At 56.3% G+C, this 17,199-nt stretch carries 17 protein-coding genes; 12 read left to right on the top strand and 5 right to left on the bottom strand.

From position 1 onward, the window contains the following. Positions 1-59 precede the first annotated feature (59 nt). Positions 60-338 carry a cell division protein FtsB gene (gene ftsB, locus ACW9IR_RS02990; RefSeq protein ID WP_007908838.1) on the top strand — a complete coding sequence of 93 codons (279 nt, stop codon included), beginning with the start codon at positions 60-62 and terminating at the stop codon, positions 336-338. Then, positions 335-1,042, top strand: coding sequence for a 2-C-methyl-D-erythritol 4-phosphate cytidylyltransferase (ispD, locus tag ACW9IR_RS02985; RefSeq protein ID WP_457461558.1), 708 nt, complete (start codon positions 335-337; stop codon positions 1,040-1,042). Before ftsB ends, ispD begins: the two co-directional genes overlap by 4 nt. Positions 1,043-1,091: 49 nt before the next feature. Here ispD and ACW9IR_RS02980 read toward each other — a convergent pair whose 3' ends face one another. Further along, positions 1,092-1,988, bottom strand: a complete 897-nt coding sequence (locus ACW9IR_RS02980) for a LysR substrate-binding domain-containing protein (RefSeq protein WP_457461555.1) — start codon at positions 1,986-1,988, stop codon at positions 1,092-1,094. Positions 1,989-2,104: 116 nt separating this feature from the next. Here ACW9IR_RS02980 and ACW9IR_RS02975 point away from each other — a divergent pair, with 116 nt between their 5' ends. The 8 genes from ACW9IR_RS02975 (at position 2,105) to rpoS (ending at position 9,344) form a co-directional block, all read left to right on the top strand. Next, positions 2,105-3,217 carry an S-(hydroxymethyl)glutathione dehydrogenase/class III alcohol dehydrogenase gene (locus ACW9IR_RS02975; RefSeq protein ID WP_008081726.1) on the top strand — a complete coding sequence of 371 codons (1,113 nt, stop codon included), beginning with the start codon at positions 2,105-2,107 and terminating at the stop codon, positions 3,215-3,217. Between the two features lie 95 nt (positions 3,218-3,312). Continuing rightward, positions 3,313-4,158, top strand: coding sequence for an S-formylglutathione hydrolase (fghA, locus tag ACW9IR_RS02970; protein WP_110720135.1), 846 nt, complete (start codon positions 3,313-3,315; stop codon positions 4,156-4,158). A gap of 44 nt (positions 4,159-4,202) precedes the next feature. Further along, positions 4,203-4,676 (top strand): 2-C-methyl-D-erythritol 2,4-cyclodiphosphate synthase, encoded by a 474-nt coding sequence (ispF, locus tag ACW9IR_RS02965; protein ID WP_034149878.1) that lies wholly within the window; start codon positions 4,203-4,205, stop codon positions 4,674-4,676. Further along, a complete protein-coding gene (gene truD / locus ACW9IR_RS02960; protein WP_457461553.1) occupies positions 4,673-5,731 on the top strand; it encodes a tRNA pseudouridine(13) synthase TruD in 1,059 nt (352 codons plus the stop codon). Before ispF ends, truD begins: the two co-directional genes overlap by 4 nt. Then, positions 5,719-6,468: a 5'/3'-nucleotidase SurE gene (gene surE / locus ACW9IR_RS02955; RefSeq protein ID WP_457461551.1), complete on the top strand. Its 750-nt coding sequence runs from the start codon at positions 5,719-5,721 to the stop codon at positions 6,466-6,468. The genes truD and surE overlap by 13 nt, the downstream gene beginning before the upstream one ends. Before the next feature lie 41 nt (positions 6,469-6,509). Then, positions 6,510-7,145 carry a protein-L-isoaspartate(D-aspartate) O-methyltransferase gene (locus ACW9IR_RS02950; protein ID WP_172828219.1) on the top strand — a complete coding sequence of 212 codons (636 nt, stop codon included), beginning with the start codon at positions 6,510-6,512 and terminating at the stop codon, positions 7,143-7,145. Between the two features lie 212 nt (positions 7,146-7,357). Next, positions 7,358-8,227: a peptidoglycan DD-metalloendopeptidase family protein gene (locus ACW9IR_RS02945; protein ID WP_095119278.1), complete on the top strand. Its 870-nt coding sequence runs from the start codon at positions 7,358-7,360 to the stop codon at positions 8,225-8,227. A 106-nt stretch (positions 8,228-8,333) separates the two neighbouring features. Continuing rightward, entirely contained in the window at positions 8,334-9,344 is a 1,011-nt protein-coding gene (gene rpoS, locus ACW9IR_RS02940) for an RNA polymerase sigma factor RpoS (protein ID WP_038357938.1), read from the top strand. Between the two features lie 511 nt (positions 9,345-9,855). Here rpoS and fdxA read toward each other — a convergent pair. The 4 genes from fdxA to ACW9IR_RS02920 all read right to left on the bottom strand — a co-directional run bounded on the left by fdxA (position 9,856) and on the right by ACW9IR_RS02920 (position 15,341). After that, positions 9,856-10,179 (bottom strand): ferredoxin FdxA, encoded by a 324-nt coding sequence (gene fdxA / locus ACW9IR_RS02935; protein WP_007908827.1) that lies wholly within the window; start codon positions 10,177-10,179, stop codon positions 9,856-9,858. Between the two features lie 163 nt (positions 10,180-10,342). Next, positions 10,343-12,913, bottom strand: a complete 2,571-nt coding sequence (mutS, locus tag ACW9IR_RS02930; protein WP_457461549.1) for a DNA mismatch repair protein MutS — start codon at positions 12,911-12,913, stop codon at positions 10,343-10,345. 498 nt (positions 12,914-13,411) lie between these two features. Then, on the bottom strand, positions 13,412-14,227 hold the full coding sequence (locus ACW9IR_RS02925; RefSeq protein ID WP_102902619.1) for a phytanoyl-CoA dioxygenase family protein: 816 nt from the start codon (positions 14,225-14,227) through the stop codon (positions 13,412-13,414). Continuing rightward, positions 14,220-15,341, bottom strand: coding sequence for a glycosyltransferase family 2 protein (locus ACW9IR_RS02920; RefSeq protein WP_258014290.1), 1,122 nt, complete (start codon positions 15,339-15,341; stop codon positions 14,220-14,222). Before ACW9IR_RS02920 ends, ACW9IR_RS02925 begins: the two co-directional genes overlap by 8 nt. Here ACW9IR_RS02920 and ACW9IR_RS02915 point away from each other — a divergent pair. Both ACW9IR_RS02915 and ACW9IR_RS02910 read left to right on the top strand, forming a co-directional pair. Beyond that, positions 15,340-16,110: a class I SAM-dependent methyltransferase gene (locus ACW9IR_RS02915; RefSeq protein ID WP_457461547.1), complete on the top strand. Its 771-nt coding sequence runs from the start codon at positions 15,340-15,342 to the stop codon at positions 16,108-16,110. The two genes, ACW9IR_RS02920 and ACW9IR_RS02915, sit on opposite strands and share 2 nt — an antisense overlap. A gap of 166 nt (positions 16,111-16,276) precedes the next feature. Next, positions 16,277-17,011 (top strand): XRE family transcriptional regulator, encoded by a 735-nt coding sequence (locus ACW9IR_RS02910; RefSeq protein ID WP_095119276.1) that lies wholly within the window; start codon positions 16,277-16,279, stop codon positions 17,009-17,011. Positions 17,012-17,199 lie beyond the last annotated feature (188 nt).

Genomic DNA, 17,199 nt, shown 5'->3' with positions numbered 1-17,199 from the left:
TATCAGATGCTTCAAAGTTTTGGCGTGGCTGTCTTTTTTCACTGGATACCTGATATTCGATGCGCAGTCCTTACTGGTTGTTTCTCGTTTTGCTCTTGCTACTGGCCGGTCTGCAGTACCGCCTGTGGGTGGGCAATGGCAGTCTGGCGCAGGTCGCCGAGCTGAATCAGCAGATTGCTGATCAACACGCCGAGAACGAAGGTTTGCTGGAGCGCAACCGAGTGATGGACGCTGAAGTCAGCGAGTTGAAAAAGGGCATGGAGACCGTTGAAGAACGGGCTCGTCACGAACTGGGCATGGTCAAGGACGGCGAAACCCTTTACCAGTTGGCCCAATGATCAATTCCCTGCCGGCCTTCTGGGCCGTGATTCCTGCCGCGGGCGTCGGTGCCCGAATGGCCGCGGACCGTCCCAAGCAATATCTGCAACTGGGCGGGCGCACAATTCTCGAACACAGCCTCGGCTGTTTCCTTGATCACCCAAGCCTTAAAGGGCTGGTGGTCAGTCTTGCGGTTGATGATCCTTACTGGCCGAACCTGGCGTGCGCTGGCGACTTGCGTATTCAGCGCGTCGAGGGCGCCGCCGAGCGTTCCGGTTCGGTGCTCAATGCCTTGCTGCACTTGCACGCGCAGGGTGCCGATGATGAAGATTGGGTGCTGGTGCACGATGCGGCACGACCGAATCTGAGTCGCGAAGATCTCGACAAGTTACTCGATGAGCTGGCGGATGATCCGGTCGGCGGTTTGCTCGCCGTCCCTGCGCGCGACACGTTGAAGCGGGTCGATAAGCATGGTCGTGTGATTGAAACCGTGGATCGTAGTGTGATCTGGCAAGCCTATACGCCGCAGATGTTTCGCCTCGGCGCGTTGCATCGGGCGTTGGCGGACAGCCTCGTTGCTGATGCCGTGATTACCGATGAAGCATCAGCGATGGAGTGGGCCGGTCTCAAGCCGCGACTGATTGAAGGGCGGGCGGATAACCTCAAGGTGACCCGGCCGGAAGATCTGGAATGGTTGCGCCAGCGTTGGGCGAATCGCCGCTGAATTTTTGTGGTGCCTGTTGAATCGCCATCGCGAGCAGGCAACGCAACACTCATACCTTATACTCCGGCTTTTCAGCCAACCCCTCCTTGAGAAAGTCCACCAACTTGCGCACCTTCGGCGACAAATGCCGCTGCTGCGGGTACAACGCCCACACCGCCGTATTCGGCGGCTGATGCGCTTCCAGCAAGGAAATCAAAGCACCGCTGTGCAGATGCTCCAGCACGTAATAATCCGGCAACTGACACAACCCCACTCCCTGCAACGCCGCATCCAGCACCGCTTGCCCACTGTTGCAGCGCCAGTTGCCCTGCACGCGCTGGGAAAACTCGCGCCCGTTTTGCTCAAGCTGCCAGATGTCCGAGCTGCCGATCAGGCAATTGTGCCGACTCAATTCCGACAGACTGTGTGGGCGGCCGTACCGCTCAACGTAGGACGGTGACGCGCAGAGATACATTCGCCGTGGCGCCAAGCGTGTCGCGACCAACCGCGAGTCCTGCAAACGTCCCAGACGAATCGCCAGATCCAGCCCTTCATGCACCAGATCGAGCTGGCGATTGCTCAGTTCGATATCGATGCGCAGCTGCGGATACAGCCCCATGAAACGCGTGACCAGCGGCACGATAAAGCGCTCGCCGTACGCGACGGCACAGGTCATGCGCAACATGCCTTTTGGTTCGCTGGTCAGATCGCCAACCGCACGCAGTGCTTCCTCACGACCATCCTGCAAGCGTTGGCAATGTTGCAGGAATGTCTGTCCGGCCTCAGTCAGCGTCACCCGGCGGGTGCTTCGATAGAGCAGGCGCGTCTGTAAACGCTCCTCCAACCGTACGATTTGTCGACTGACGTGCGAGGACGAAACCCCAAGACGTTCGGCAGCGGCAGTGAACTGGCTGCATTCAGCGACGGCAACGAACTCGTCGATGCCTTCCCAGCGGTTTTCGGACATCAGGATTATCCCTGTGTGGCAATAATGTTTTGCTTTTGTCCGGATTATTCATCGTAAAGCTATGTATTACACTCCTTGTCTGGTTTTTTATTCAATGCATTCACTGGAGAGTCAGCATGATCAAGTCGCGCGCCGCCGTTGCCTTCGAGGCCAAGAAGCCGCTGGAAATCGTAGAAGTCGACGTCGCCATGCCCAAGGCCGGTGAAGTCCTGCTGCGCGTAGTCGCTTCCGGGGTTTGCCATACGGATGCCTACACCCTGTCCGGTGCTGATCCGGAAGGCATCTTCCCGTCGATCCTCGGCCACGAAGGTGGCGCCATCGTTGAAGCCATCGGCGAAGGCGTGACTTCGGTCGCCGTAGGCGATCACGTTATTCCGCTGTACACCCCGGAATGCGGCCAGTGCAAATTCTGCAAGTCGGGCAAGACCAACCTGTGTCAGGCAATTCGCGCGACTCAGGGCAAAGGCTTGATGCCGGACGGCACTTCGCGCTTTTCCTACAAGGGCGAAACGATTTTCCACTACATGGGTACGTCGACGTTCTCGGAATACACCGTGTTGCCGGAAATCTCCGTGGCCAAGATCTCCAAAGACGCGCCACTGGAAAAAGTCTGCCTGCTGGGCTGCGGCGTCACCACCGGTATTGGCGCGGTGCTCAACACCGCCAAGGTCAAACCCGGTGACACCGTGGCCATCTTCGGTCTGGGTGGCATTGGCCTGTCAGCGGTGATCGGCGCGGTGAAAGCCAAGGCTGCGCGCATCATCGCCATCGACATCAATCCGGCCAAGTTCGAGATCGCCAAACAACTGGGCGCAACCGACTGCGTGAACCCGAAAGATTTCGATCGTCCGATTCAGGAAGTGATCGTCGACATGACCGATGGCGGCGTCGACTTCTCCTTCGAATGCATCGGCAATGTGCAACTGATGCGCGCCGCCCTTGAGTGCTGCCACAAAGGTTGGGGCGAGTCGGTGATTATCGGCGTTGCCGGTGCCGGTCAGGAAATCTCCACCCGTCCATTCCAGTTGGTCACCGGTCGCGTCTGGCGCGGTTCGGCGTTCGGCGGCGTGCGCGGTCGTACCGAGTTGCCAAGCTACGTCGACATGGCGCAAAGCGGCGAGATCCCGCTGGATACTTTCATCACCCACACCATGGGCCTGGAAGACATCAACAAGGCCTTCGACCTGATGCACGAAGGCAAGAGCATCCGTACCGTCATTCATTTCTAAAAGCAGCCCAAGTTACGAGCTTCAAGCTGCAAGTCAGGCCGCTTTTGCCTTTGCTTGCAGCTCGAAGCTTGCCACTTGCAGCTGGGAGAACCCCCATGAGTCTGGAAAACATCTCCTGTCAGAAAAGTTTCGGCGGTTGGCACAAGCGCTATCGCCATCGCTCCGACGTGCTCGGTTGCGACATGGTGTTTGCCGTGTACCTGCCGCCGCAAGCAGAGCAGGGTGGCAAGCTGCCGGTGCTGTACTGGCTGTCAGGCCTGACCTGCACCGATGAAAACTTCATGCAGAAGGCTGGCGCGATGCGCATGGCCGCCGAACTGGGTCTGATCATCGTTGCGCCGGACACCAGCCCGCGTGGTCCGGATGTGCCGGGCGATCCGGATGGCGCCTGGGATTTCGGTCTCGGCGCCGGGTTCTATCTGAATGCCACGCAAGAACCTTGGTCGCGCCACTATCGGATGCATGACTATGTCGTGCAGGAATTGCCGTCACTGGTTGAAGCGCATTTCCCAGCGTCAGACAAACGCAGCATCAGCGGACACTCCATGGGTGGCCACGGTGCTTTGGTGTGCGCGTTGCGCAATCCTGGGCGTTACCAATCGGTGTCGGCTTTTTCGCCGATCAACAACCCGATGGATTGTCCGTGGGGCCAAAAGGCGTTCTCCCGCTACTTGGGCGAAGACCGTTCGAAGTGGAAAGAGTGGGATGCCTGCGCGCTGATCGCCGAAGCGGATGAAAAATTGCCGCTGCTGGTTGATCAAGGTGATCGCGACGACTTCCTCGAAAATCAGCTCAAACCCGAAGCCCTGCAACAAGCGGCAAAACAAGCGGGCCATCCGCTGACATTGCGTCTGCAACCGGGCTACGACCACAGCTATTTCTTCATCTCAAGCTTTATAGACGACCACTTGCAGCATCACGCACGCGCCCTGCGCGGTTAATGCAGGTAGAATCACGCCCTGACAAAAATCGGGGCGTTTTTTTTATGCGTATTGGCCACGGCTATGATGTGCACCGTTTCGCTGAAGGCGATTTCATTACTCTGGGCGGCGTGCGCATTGCACACAGCTTCGGGCTGCTCGCTCATTCCGACGGTGACGTCCTGCTGCACGCCTTGAGCGATGCCTTGCTCGGCGCTGCGGCGCTGGGTGATATCGGCAAACACTTCCCGGACACCGACCCGCAATTCAAGGGCGCCGACAGCCGTGCGCTGCTGCGTCATGTGGTCGCGTTGATCCATGCCAAAGGCTGGAAAGTCGGCAACGTCGATAACACCATCGTTGCCCAGGCGCCGAAAATGGCCCCGCATATCGAATCGATGCGCGCGTTGATCGCGGCGGATCTACAAGTTGAGTTGGATCAAGTGAACGTGAAAGCTACCACCACCGAAAAGCTCGGCTTTGTCGGTCGCGAAGAAGGCATTGCCGTGCACTCCGTTGCCTTGTTGCTGCGCGCATGAATGAACTGCAATTGCTCGGCCCGCGGGCCTATGGCGAACCTCTCGGCACTGCGGTACTGAAAGCCATCGCTGAAGATTTTCAGGTGGATGAAGTCCTCGACATCCCGTTCAGCGGCGACGGCGAGCACCTGTGGATCTGGGTGGAAAAACGCGGCCTCAACACTGAAGAGGCCGCACGGCGTATCGCCAAGGCAGCCGGGGTGCCGTTGCGCACCGTCAGCTACGCCGGTCTCAAGGATCGTCAGGCGCTGACCCGCCAGTGGTTCAGCGTGCAATTGCCGGGCAAGGCAGATCCGGATCTTTCGGCGGCGGAAAACGACACGCTGAAGGTTCTCAAGACCAGCCGCCATAAACGCAAACTGCAACGCGGCGCGCATTCGGCCAACGGTTTCACGCTGCGCCTGACCCAATTCGCCGGCGACAAAGCTGCAATCGAAGAGCGTCTGCAACTGATCGCCAAACAAGGCATCCCCAATTATTTCGGCGCCCAGCGTTTCGGTCATGACGGCGGCAACGTCGTTGATGCGCGTGCGTGGGCCGCACGCAAAGCTTTGCCGGAGCAACGTAATGTGCGTTCGCGCTTGCTCTCGACCGCGCGCAGCTTCCTGTTCAACAAGGTGCTCGCCGCCCGGGTTGCCGATGGTACCTGGCAAAAAGCCCAGGTCGGCGATCTGCTGGCCTTCACCGACAGTCGCAGTTTTTTTCCGGCCGGTGAGGCCGAGTGCAGCGACCCGCGTCTGGCGATTCTTGACCTGCATCCGACCGGTCCGCAGTGGGGTGAAGGTGACTCGCCGACCGCAGGCGCTGTCCATGATCTGGAGCAGGGGATCGCCGCACGCGAGGCGGAGCTGCGCGATTGGTTGGTTCATGCCGGCATGAGCCACGAACGTCGCATCCTGCGGCTGCCCATTGGCGGGTTGACGTGGCATTATCCCCAGCCTGACATTCTGCAACTGGAATTCGTCCTCCCGGCCGGATGCTTCGCCACCGTATTGGTGCGCGAACTCGTTGATCTGGTGCCGGTGGGGCAGACGGACAGCCCATGCGTATTCTGATTTCTAACGACGATGGGGTAACCGCACCCGGTCTCGCCGCGCTTTATGCTGCGCTGGCGGATTACACCGAGTGCGTGGTTATCGCCCCGGAGCAGGACAAGAGCGGCGCCAGCAGTTCGCTGACGCTCGACCGTCCGCTGCACCCGCAATACCTGGCCAACGGCTTTATCAGCCTCAATGGCACGCCGACCGATTGCGTTCATCTGGGCCTCAACGGCTTGCTTGAGCGTGAAGCGGACATGGTGGTGTCCGGGATCAATCTCGGCGCCAACCTGGGCGATGATGTGCTGTATTCCGGGACAGTGGCGGCCGCCCTTGAGGGACGGTTTCTCGAGCGCCCGTCGTTCGCTTTTTCGCTGGTCTCGCGTCAGGTGGATAATCTGCCGACAGCGGCATACTTTGCGCGCAAACTGGTCGAGGCCCACGCCGGGCTGGATCTGCCGCCGCGCACGGTGCTCAACGTGAACATTCCCAATCTGCCGATCGACCGTATTCGCGGTATTCAGTTGACCCGCCTCGGCCACCGCGCCAGAGCGGCAGCGCCGATGAAAGTGGTCGATCCGCGTGGCAAGGCCGGTTACTGGATTGCTGCAGCCGGCGACGCCGAAGACGGCGGCCCGGGCACGGACTTCCATGCGGTGATGCAGGGCTACGTTTCCATCACCCCGTTGCAGCTCGATCGCACCTTTAACGATGCGTTCAGAAGTCTCGATGGCTGGCTGGAGGGACTGCGCTGATGGCCCGTGAACACGAAGACAGGCTGCGCAGCGGTATCGGCATGACGTCTCAGCGCACCCGTGAGCGTCTGATCCAGCGCCTCTACGAAGAAGGTGTGTCCAACGCCAAGGTGCTGGAAGTGATTCGGCGTACACCGCGTCACCTGTTCGTCGATGAAGCGCTTGCCCATCGCGCTTACGAAGACACGGCGCTGCCGATCGGCAATAACCAGACGATTTCCCAGCCTTATATGGTGGCACGCATGAGCGAGCTGCTGTTGGAGGCTGGGCCGCTGGATAAGGTGCTGGAGATCGGCACCGGCTCCGGTTACCAGACAGCCGTGTTGTCGCAACTGGTCGAGCGAGTGTTCTCGGTCGAGCGGATCAAGGTGCTGCAGGATCGCGCCAAGGAACGCCTGGTCGAGTTGAATCTGCGCAACGTGGTGTTTCGTTGGGGGGATGGCTGGGAAGGCTGGCCGGCGCTGGCACCCTACAACGGCATTATCGTGACCGCCGTGGCCACGGATGTACCGCAAGCCTTGCTTGATCAGTTGGCTCCGGGCGGGCGCATGGTGATTCCGGTCGGCTCTGGAGAGGTGCAGCAATTGATGCTGATCGTGCGTGAAGAAAACGGCTTCTCCCGCCATGTTTTGGGTGCAGTGCGTTTCGTGCCTTTGCTCAACGGGCCGCTGGCCTGAGCATTTGTTCAAGGGTGCTGAATTCCTTTCGTTCGCTTGTGTCTTACATCGGCGGTGATGGTTTAAACGCAGCAGACTGTCCACTTGCAAACGTGTGCGCGAAGCGATTTCGCTTCATTAAAGGTAAAGCCGATCCGGCCCGTTATACTGGCGACACCTCATGCCGGAATTCGGCATTTCACATTTTTCAGCCACCACAAAGGGAGCGGCGGGTGAGTCTCACAGTCATTGCGCAGCGTATGGGTAACACGAGCTTTCAGCGCCTGGTGACTGGCCTTGTCTTGAGCACCTTGCTGGTCGGTTGCTCCAGCACCAAATCGAGCAATGTCCGGGTAGTTGATCGCAACAACGCGGTGGCCCAGCGTCCTACCGTGACAACCGGACAATATGTAGTCCGTCCCGGCGATACGATGTTTTCGATCGCGTTTCGCTATGGTTGGGACTACAAAGCCCTCGCGGCCCGGAACAATATTCCTACGCCGTATACGATCCATCCAGGTCAGACAATTCGCTTCGATGGCCGTACCGGTTCAACGCCGACGGCGGTGGTGAGCAACAGCAGTTCTTCGCCTTCTTCGTCGAGCAAAACCACGGTAATCCGGCGCCAGGCAAATGGCACGACGACCACTACAACCACCGGTTCTACGGGGGCTGTACCGTCCGTCGCGAACAAACCGGCACCTGCGCCACTGCCTCCGGCAGGCCCGGCCCCGACCGGCTGGGGGTGGCCATCTAATGGCATTCTGATTGGAAAATTCTCTTCAAACGGTAGTTTGAATAAAGGAATTGATATCGCCGGGGATTTGGGACAGCCTGTTTTAGCTGCGTCTGATGGGACGGTGGTATACGCCGGGAGTGGCTTAAGGGGCTACGGCGAATTAGTCATCATCAAACACAGCGAAACCTACGTCAGTGCCTACGGCCATAACCGCAGGCTGTTGGTTCGGGAGGGACAGCAGGTCAAGGTCGGACAGACAATTGCCGAAATGGGGTCAACGGGTACGGACCGGGTGAAACTGCATTTTGAGATTCGCCGCCAAGGTAAACCTGTAGATCCGCTGCAGTTCCTGCCAAGACGTTGATTTGTAAGCCAGCCTGTTCCGTCGCGTAGAGGGGACAGGCTCCAGCGCTGCCAAGGATAAAGGCGTCGCTTGAGCTTGGGGTCGAACTCACCAAAGGACTATAACAATGGCTCTCAGTAAAGAAGTGCCGGAGTTTGACATCGACGATGAGGTTCTCCTTATGGAGACCGGCATCGATTCGGAATCTTCGATGTCGAATGATGAAGGGGCTGCTCCACCTTCCGTTCGTTCCAAATCCAAACACTCCGCTTCACTTAAACAACATAAGTACATCGACTACACGCGGGCACTTGATGCCACGCAGTTGTATCTCAACGAAATCGGCTTTTCCCCATTGCTCTCCCCGGAGGAAGAAGTTCATTTTGCGCGACTGTCGCAAAGTGGCGATCCGGCCGGGCGCAAGCGCATGATTGAAAGTAACCTGCGGCTGGTGGTCAAAATCGCCCGGCGTTACGTCAATCGGGGGCTGTCGCTGCTGGATCTGATCGAAGAGGGCAACCTCGGACTGATCCGCGCGGTGGAAAAGTTCGATCCCGAGCGCGGCTTCCGCTTCTCGACCTACGCGACCTGGTGGATTCGTCAGACCATCGAGCGCGCGATCATGAATCAGACCCGGACCATCCGGTTGCCGATCCATGTGGTCAAGGAACTCAACGTGTACCTGCGGGCTGCACGGGAGCTGACGCAAAAGCTCGACCACGAACCTTCACCCGAAGAAATCGCCAACCTGCTGGAAAAACCGGTGGGCGAGGTCAAGCGCATGCTGGGCCTGAATGAACGGGTTTCTTCGGTCGACGTCTCGCTGGGTCCGGATTCGGATAAAACCCTGCTGGACACCCTTACCGATGATCGTCCGACCGATCCATGCGAACTGCTGCAGGATGACGACCTGTCGCAGAGCATCGATCAATGGCTGTCGGAGCTGACCGACAAGCAGCGCGAGGTGGTTGTGCGTCGCTTCGGCCTGCGCGGTCACGAGAGCAGCACGCTGGAAGACGTAGGCCTGGAGATCGGTCTGACCCGGGAACGGGTACGGCAGATCCAGGTAGAAGGCCTCAAACGCCTTCGTGAAATCCTCGAGAAGAATGGCCTGTCGAGCGAGTCGCTGTTTCAGTAAGCGCCTCACACGCCCGCCCGCAAAAAGCCCCGACTGGTTCGGGGCTTTTTGTTGACCCGGATTTGTTGGCTATCCCACATCCCTGTTTATTGCCGGACGTACGGTTGGCAATTCCATCGTTTGTAGTCTCGCGGTGTAAGCCTTGGCTTACTCTTTCGTAAGTGTTCACTATTTTTACAGTACGGTAGACGTCGATCGCTTTCGGCGTAAGCATTTAACTTGTTGATTTGTATATTTATTTTTTAATGTGAAGTGCTTATTACAGCTGTTTTTGGTCCCTGGAGCCGATTGCTCTTGGCAGGGAACTCTTTAGTATCTGGGTTGTGTCGACGGACAGACACGCCCTTCAAGGATGAGGGGAATGGACATCGCAGGACGCGATTCATCAGGACGATGAAAAGGAATACAGGGAATAGGGAAAAAATGTGGGCGGGTCATACCGCCCCTTTTTTTTGCCTGCAAAAAAGCAAAAAGGCCCGCAAGGGGCCTTTTCATTCGAGCGCGGGGCAGATCAGCGTTCGAGGTCTTTGATCTTGCCTTTGACGCCATCCCACTCTTCGGCATCCGGCAGCGATTCTTTCTTCTCGGTGATGTTTGGCCAGATTTCAGCCAGCTCAACGTTGAGTTGAATGAACTCCTGCATCTCTTCCGGAACTTCGTCCTCGGAGAAGATGGCTACAGCCGGGCATTCCGGTTCGCACAGGGCGCAGTCGATGCACTCATCCGGGTGAATCACCAGGAAATTCGGGCCTTCGTAAAAGCAGTCCACCGGACAGACTTCTACGCAGTCGGTGTACTTGCACTTGATGCAGTTGTCGGTGACGACGAAGGTCATTTCTAATTTTCTCCTCAGGCGGCGGCAGCGTTGCCCCTTCACGGTTGGGGTCGCCAGGTTCGGGAGCGATACCTGCTGGCCAGGCTATTAGCCAGCAGCATCCCAAACCGCGCGAGATTCTAACAGCTTGAAGCCGTTTGCGTTATATCCGCTTCTTCAGTGCTTATATCCGGTTCTTCAGTGCATAGAGCATTTCGAGCGCACGACGCGGAGTCAGGTCATCCAGATCCAGTTTAGCCAGCTCATCGAGTACCGGATGCGGCAGGCTGGCGAACATGTCGCTTTGCTGTGGCGTCGCCGGTTTGCCCTTGGCCGCAGGTTTCGGCGCTTCATGCGGCAAAGCGGTTTCTTCCAGTCGGCTCAGGTGCTCGCGGGCACGCACGATCACTTCGCTCGGCACACCGGCCAATTGCGCCACTGCCAGGCCATAGCTCTGGCTGGCCGGGCCGGGCAGCACGTGGTGCAGGAACACGATGCGTTCGTTGTGCTCGGTGGCGTTCAAGTGGACGTTGGCCACCAATGGCTCGGCTTCGGGCAACACGGTCAGTTCGAAGTAGTGCGTAGCGAACAGCGTATAGGCGCGCAAATGAGCCAGACGCTCCGCCGCCGCCCATGCCAGCGACAGCCCGTCGAAGGTGCTGGTGCCACGGCCAACTTCGTCCATCAACACCAGGCTGCGCTCGGTGGCGTTGTGCAGGATGTTGGCGGTTTCGCTCATTTCGACCATAAAGGTCGAACGGCCGCCCGCGAGGTCATCGCTGGAGCCAATGCGGGTGAAGATACGGTCCACAAGCGACAGTTCGCAACTGGCCGCCGGTACGAAGCTGCCGATATGCGCCAGCAGCACGATCAGTGCGGTTTGGCGCATGTAGGTGGATTTACCACCCATGTTCGGACCGGTGATCACCAGCATGCGCGTGTTGTCATCGAGGCTCAGGTCGTTGGCCACGAACGGCGTGGTCAGCACTTGCTCGACCACCGGGTGACGACCCTGGGTGATACGCATGCACGGCTCGCTGACGAAGCGCGGGCAGTTCAGGTCGAGGTTCAGCGCACGCTCGGCGAGGTTGCTCAACACGTCGAGTTCGGCCAGCGCACCGGCGGTGTCCTGCAGCGGTGGCAACTGGCTGATCAGGTCTTCCAGCAGCGCTTCGTAGAGCATCTTCTCGCGCGCCAAGGCACGGCTCTTGGCAGAGAGGGCCTTGTCTTCGAACTCTTTCAGCTCAGGCGTGATGAAGCGTTCGGCGCCTTTCAGCGTCTGGCGGCGGATGTAATCCGCTGGCGCCGATTCAGCCTGCTTGCTCGGCAGCTCGATGAAGTAGCCGTGAATGCGGTTGTAGCCGACTTTCAGATGGCTCAGACCGGTACGGGCCTTCTCGCGGGCTTCGAGATCGATGAGGAACTGGCCGGCGTTCTCGCTCAGCGATTGCAGCTCGTCGAGTTCACTGTCGTAACCGGTTTTCAACACGCCGCCGTCACGGATCACCGCTGGCGGGTTGTCGATGATGGCTTTTTCCAGCAACGCCGCCAATTCCGGGTAAGTGCTGGTGGTGGTCGCCAGACCTTGCAGGTGCGGCGCTTCCAGATCGGTCATTGCCACTTGCAGTTCAGGCAATGCGCCAAGGGCGTCGCGCAGCCGTGCAAGGTCACGAGGACGCGCGTTGCGCAGGCCGATCCGCGCGAGAATTCGCTCAATGTCGCCGATTTCCTTGAGCTGCGGTTGCAGCTTTTCGAAACGATAGCGATCGAGCAGGCAAGTGATTGAGGTCTGGCGCGCCAGCAATACCGTCAGATCACGCAACGGGCGATTCAGCCAGCGAGTCAGCAAACGGCTGCCCATAGCGGTCTGGCAGCGATCGACCACCGATTGCAGGGTGTTGTCGCGGCCACCGGCCAGGTTGGTGTCCAGTTCCAGGTTGCGGCGGCTGGCGCCGTCCAGCACTACGGTGTCGTCGAGGCGTTCATGGCGCAGGCTGCGCAGGTGGGGCAGGGCGGTGCGCTGGGTTTCCTTGGCGTACGCCAACAGGCAACCGGCAGCGCCGATGGCCAGGGTCAGGTTCTCGCAACCAAAGCCCTTCAGGTCTTGCGTGGAGAACTGCTGGCAAAGGCTTTTCAGTGCTGAATCACGCTCAAAATCCCACGGCGCACGACGACTGACGCCACGGCGTTTTTCCGCTGGCAGATCCCTTGGCCAGTCATCCGGGATCAGCAATTCAACCGGATTGATCCGCTCCAGTTCCGCCAGCAGGTTCTCCCAGCCTTTGATTTCCGACACGCTGAAACTGCCGCTGGTGATGTCCAGCACGGCCAGACCGAACAGACGCTCATCACCCAGCAGCGCAGCGATCAAGTTGTCGCGGCGCTCGTCTAGCAGCGCCTCATCACTGACCGTACCCGGCGTGAGGATGCGCACGACCTGACGCTCAACCGGGCCTTTGCTGGTCGCCGGGTCACCAACCTGCTCGCAGATCACCACCGATTCGCCAAGCTTGACCAGTTTCGCCAGATAGCCTTCCGCCGCGTGGTAAGGAATGCCACACATCGGAATCGCCTGCCCAGCCGACTGTCCGCGCGCGGTCAGAGTGATGTCGAGCAACTTGGCCGCCTTCTTCGCGTCTTCGTAGAAGATCTCGTAGAAGTCGCCCATGCGGTAGAACATCAACTGGTCCGGGTGCTGATTCTTCAGGCGCCAGTACTGCTGCATCATTGGAGTGTGGTTTGAAAGATCGGTCATACGTGGGATTCAGCTCTGCCTGTATATTTGACAACTCACATCTGCCTAATACTACAGGGATTTTTTCGGCATTGTTGGCAGCAGGCCAATGCTGACTTTGGGCCGACGGAGTTTAGATCGTGTCATTGTGGCGTCAGGATGCTTGCAGAGCTTCTGCGCGTTGTAACCAGCGGCTCGTCTGTAGTCCTTGCTGTAAACGCACGATATCTACTTACGGGCAGAATACAGGGTGCAAGCATGTCGATGAGGCACACCAATACAGCATATGTCGCGTTGATACCTTCGAGTGGTAGGTTTTAAACTCACGCTTAGGTATTTCAGCCGCCTGCGAAAGAGGTGGTTTTCGTATTAATTGGTGGTGTTCAAATCGCCGGGATCCGGATGTTTCAAGGAAGCGTGAATGCATTTGCTGAAAGGCGTGGGACCTTTCAGCAGTAGAGTGATTTGCTGGATATATGAATGGTGCAATGCTCTGTCTTCAATTGGTTGAAGAGGGCGTTATATTTTTGGTCTTTTATTGAGAAAGTCAGATATCGTCTTAGGCTCGCTGTATCTGAAGCCAAGAAGTTTTTTTTCTTCTTCCGACAGTTGGTCTGGATCGACATTGTCAGGTAAGTTTATTTGCTGCTTGAAAAAAGGAATTGTGTATACGTGGTTGACGCCTCGTCGTGCGACATTTGTTGAGTTGAAACCTCCGGCATGAAAAAGCATGCAGTCCAAAACAATCAAATCGCCAGCATTTGCTTCCACTTGTATCGCATTTTTCTTTATGTAGTCCAGTGAAGGGAATTTACTGGATTTGTGCGATGCCGGTAGAACAAATGTCGCGCCGTTAGCCTTTGTAAAGTTGTCGACACAAAATATTGCATTGATTGCAATCGGACTGCTTGATGTGAAGTGTTGATAAGGCAGATCTCTGTGCCATGCACCTTGGTTATAGTTTTTTTGTGGTGGATTTATAATGCTGTTTTGCTGGTTTAATATGACTTGGCCAAGTATTAGTTTTCCCACGAGAGACAGAAGTTTCTCGTTTGTTGCAATCTGCATGAATGACTTTGGGCCGTGAGTTAACGGTGCGCGCACGGTGTTTAATTCATCGATAGATGCTAACGTGTCCAATCCATATTTTTCGATGTACTGAGTGTGATTCGAGTCAAAGTCCATTTGGAAACTGGTGAGTGCGTCAGCACTAATCCCTGAAGGGATAACGGCATACCCCAAAGAGCGCACTTGTTCCGCAGCCAAGTCAAGAAAGTTGTCTGCGGATTCTTTAAGCAGGATCCCATAGCTTTGCGTGGGTATGTGGCTATGCATTTTCGGTCCCTGATTTGTGAATGGACTTTATGATGGTATAAGGTCGCTGCTTTATTTCCATGAATATTTTTGATATGTAGATTCCCTGAATGCCAAGGAAGAATATAATAAAACCGGAAAAAAGCCAGATCGAGGCAACTATTGAAGTGTAACCACTGGGAACTGTCGAGTGTGTCAGGTACTGGAGTGTCAATAAAAGTATGAACGCCAGCGCTGTCATCGAGATGATGAGTCCTGAGTAAAAAGTGAATACCAGAGGGGCACTGCTGAATGCAGTCACCGCGTTAACCAAATGACTGATTTTTCTTCGAAGTGAATAGGTTGTGGGGCTTGTGGCGTGTTTTGTTATTTCAATCGGCGATTGTTTGAATCCGGTAATCACCCAGATTCCACCAATATTCAGTTCGCGTTCTTTATGCATAAGCAGCGCATCGACATATCGACGTGACATTAGGCGTGCTGTAACTATATTGTCTGGCTGATCTATGCCTGTGAGCGCTCTGAACAATCGATAGAATAGGTTGCCAGAAATTTTTTCAACTAGACCGCCTTTTCGGTTGCCTTGTGTTCCGTAAACGACGTCCAGGTCACTGTCGCTGTGAATGGCTTCAGCAAATGTGCTGAGCCATTCAGGCTCCTCTTCCAAGTCGCTGTCAACTAAAAATACATGTTCACCACTTGAGTGTGCTAGACCCGTCATCATTGCTTTGTGGTGTCCGAAGTTTCGCGATAAATCGATTACGGTGACGTGCTTGTCTATTTTTGCTATTTCTATAGCAATTTTTACGCTGTCATCAGGGGAGCCGTCATTTACAAAGATTATTTCGTAACTGGTTCCAGCGTACTTCTCCGCCGTTATCTTTGATCTTCGGTAAAACTCATCAATGTATTCTTCTGATTGATACAAAGTTGATACTATTGAGAGCTTCATTTTGTGGAATACTCGAAATGGAAAAAATCTTGGGCACGGAGCATTCTCGAAGTATACCGGCGTAGCTTGGGTGGGCCATAGCTTGATTAAGATTTTGCCCGATTGAGCCAATGACTCCACCACTCCATCTGGACGAGGTGTGCGAGTGGTGAGAAGCTTGGCATCCGCACTGGAGACCCTCATGGACGTTTTACCACCCGGCTCGATTCTGCAATTGATGTACCTCAAAGAACGGTTATCTGGGTTGAAGCCAGGAAAATTCATTGAGATTGGCGCAGGCGCAGGCCATGTCTCTCATCTACTTCTGTCACTTGGGTGGCACGGCAGAGCTTATGACTTGTCCACGACAACGGCAGAGACGTTGCGTAGACGTTTCGCTGACCAAATTGCCGGTGGCAGTTACGATGTTGTCGTGGGTGATTGGTTGATGTCACCGACCGAGCCATGTGACCTCGTGATTTCATGCATGGTCATGGAGCACTTCGATGATGAGGGACAGCGTTCTTTTATATGCCACGGTCGTAATTGTCTCACTGCGGATGGGACACTGATTGCTATCGTTCCGGGTTCTCCTGCCCATTGGGGGATTGAGGACGAAATAGCTGGTCACTACCGACGATACAGTCGGGAGGCGGCGGTTAGCGTCTTCGGTAAAGAAGGCATGGATGTTGTTCACATTGCCGGGCTAACGTATCCGGTCTCTAATATCTTGTTTCCCCTGTCAAACTACATTGTGAAACGCAGTGAATCCCGAAAGCTCTCGCTGAGCATGGTTGATCGGACCAAACAGTCTGGTATCCGTGGTGTTCCCATGAAAACCACCTTTCCCAAGTTCCTCGGCTTGCTTTTGAATGAAAAGGTAATGTACCCGCTGCACATTATTCAAAAAGCCTTCGGGCAATCTGAAAGGGCAATGGTCTTGTATTGCGAGACTAAGCGCTCACGGGTCTAACATGAGCCTGCCCCGTGTTTTCGTGCTTCGAGGTGGTGACGCACTGACCACCGCAGGCCCCTGCATAACGGTGGATAAACGCCATGTGCAATAAAAATGTGATTTATGCACTATTTATGCAATTCAGCATTTGTCTTCGTTAAAAACTTCAAGCACTATGCGCGTTATGCAAAAACGCAACGTAGCCTCCGTCTTAAGAGCACTGCTCGACCAGCACGGGATCTCCCCCACGGAGCTCCACCGTCGCACCGGCGTGCCTCAATCCACTCTCTCGCGGATTCTCAGCGGGAAGATCGTCGATCCCTCGGATAAACATATCTCGAAGATCGCCGAGTACTTCGCCGTGAGCACCGATCAATTACGCGGGCGCGCGGATGTCGCGTCGTCGGCCGGTGCCGTGCGTGATGACGTGCACGCGGAACTCAAGGACATAATGCTGTGGGACGACGATACGCCTGTCGATGATGACGAAGTATCGGTGCCGTTCCTTCGCGAGGTTGAATTGGCTGCTGGATCAGGAAGATTCGTCATCGAAGAGAGCGAGCGCTCTAGCCTGCGCTTCGGCAAGCGCAGCCTGCGTCATAACGGTGTGCAGTTCGACCAGGCCAAATGCGTGACGGTGCGCGGCAACAGCATGTTGCCGGTGTTGCGTGATGGCGCCACCGTCGGCGTCAACGCCGGCAAGTGCGGCATCGGCGACATCATTGATGGCGACCTGTACGCAATCAATCACAATGGCCAGTTGCGTGTGAAGCAACTCTACCGCTTGCCTACCGGCATTCGTCTGCGCAGCTTCAATCGCGATGAACACCCGGACGAGGACTACAGCTTCCAGGAAATCCAGGAAGAGCAGATCGTCATTCTCGGTCACGTCTTCTGGTGGGGCATGTACGCCCGCTAACCCGACCCTTTTCAGATAAACCCGTCCATTGGCGGGTTTTTTTTCGCCTTGATGAAACCGACAAACCCTTGAGCTGCGGGGCTTTCATGCATCTGCGCATTTCTAATGCATAAATAAATGCATTTACGCATTGACTGGATATGCATACATGCATATCCTTGCCACCAAGCCGCTCGACAAAGCGGCTG

This window comes from Pseudomonas sp. SDT291_1_S447, from assembly GCF_054070155.1.
The sequence above is the reverse complement of the archived record's forward strand: the minus strand, read 5'-3'. Positions and strand labels throughout refer to the sequence as shown.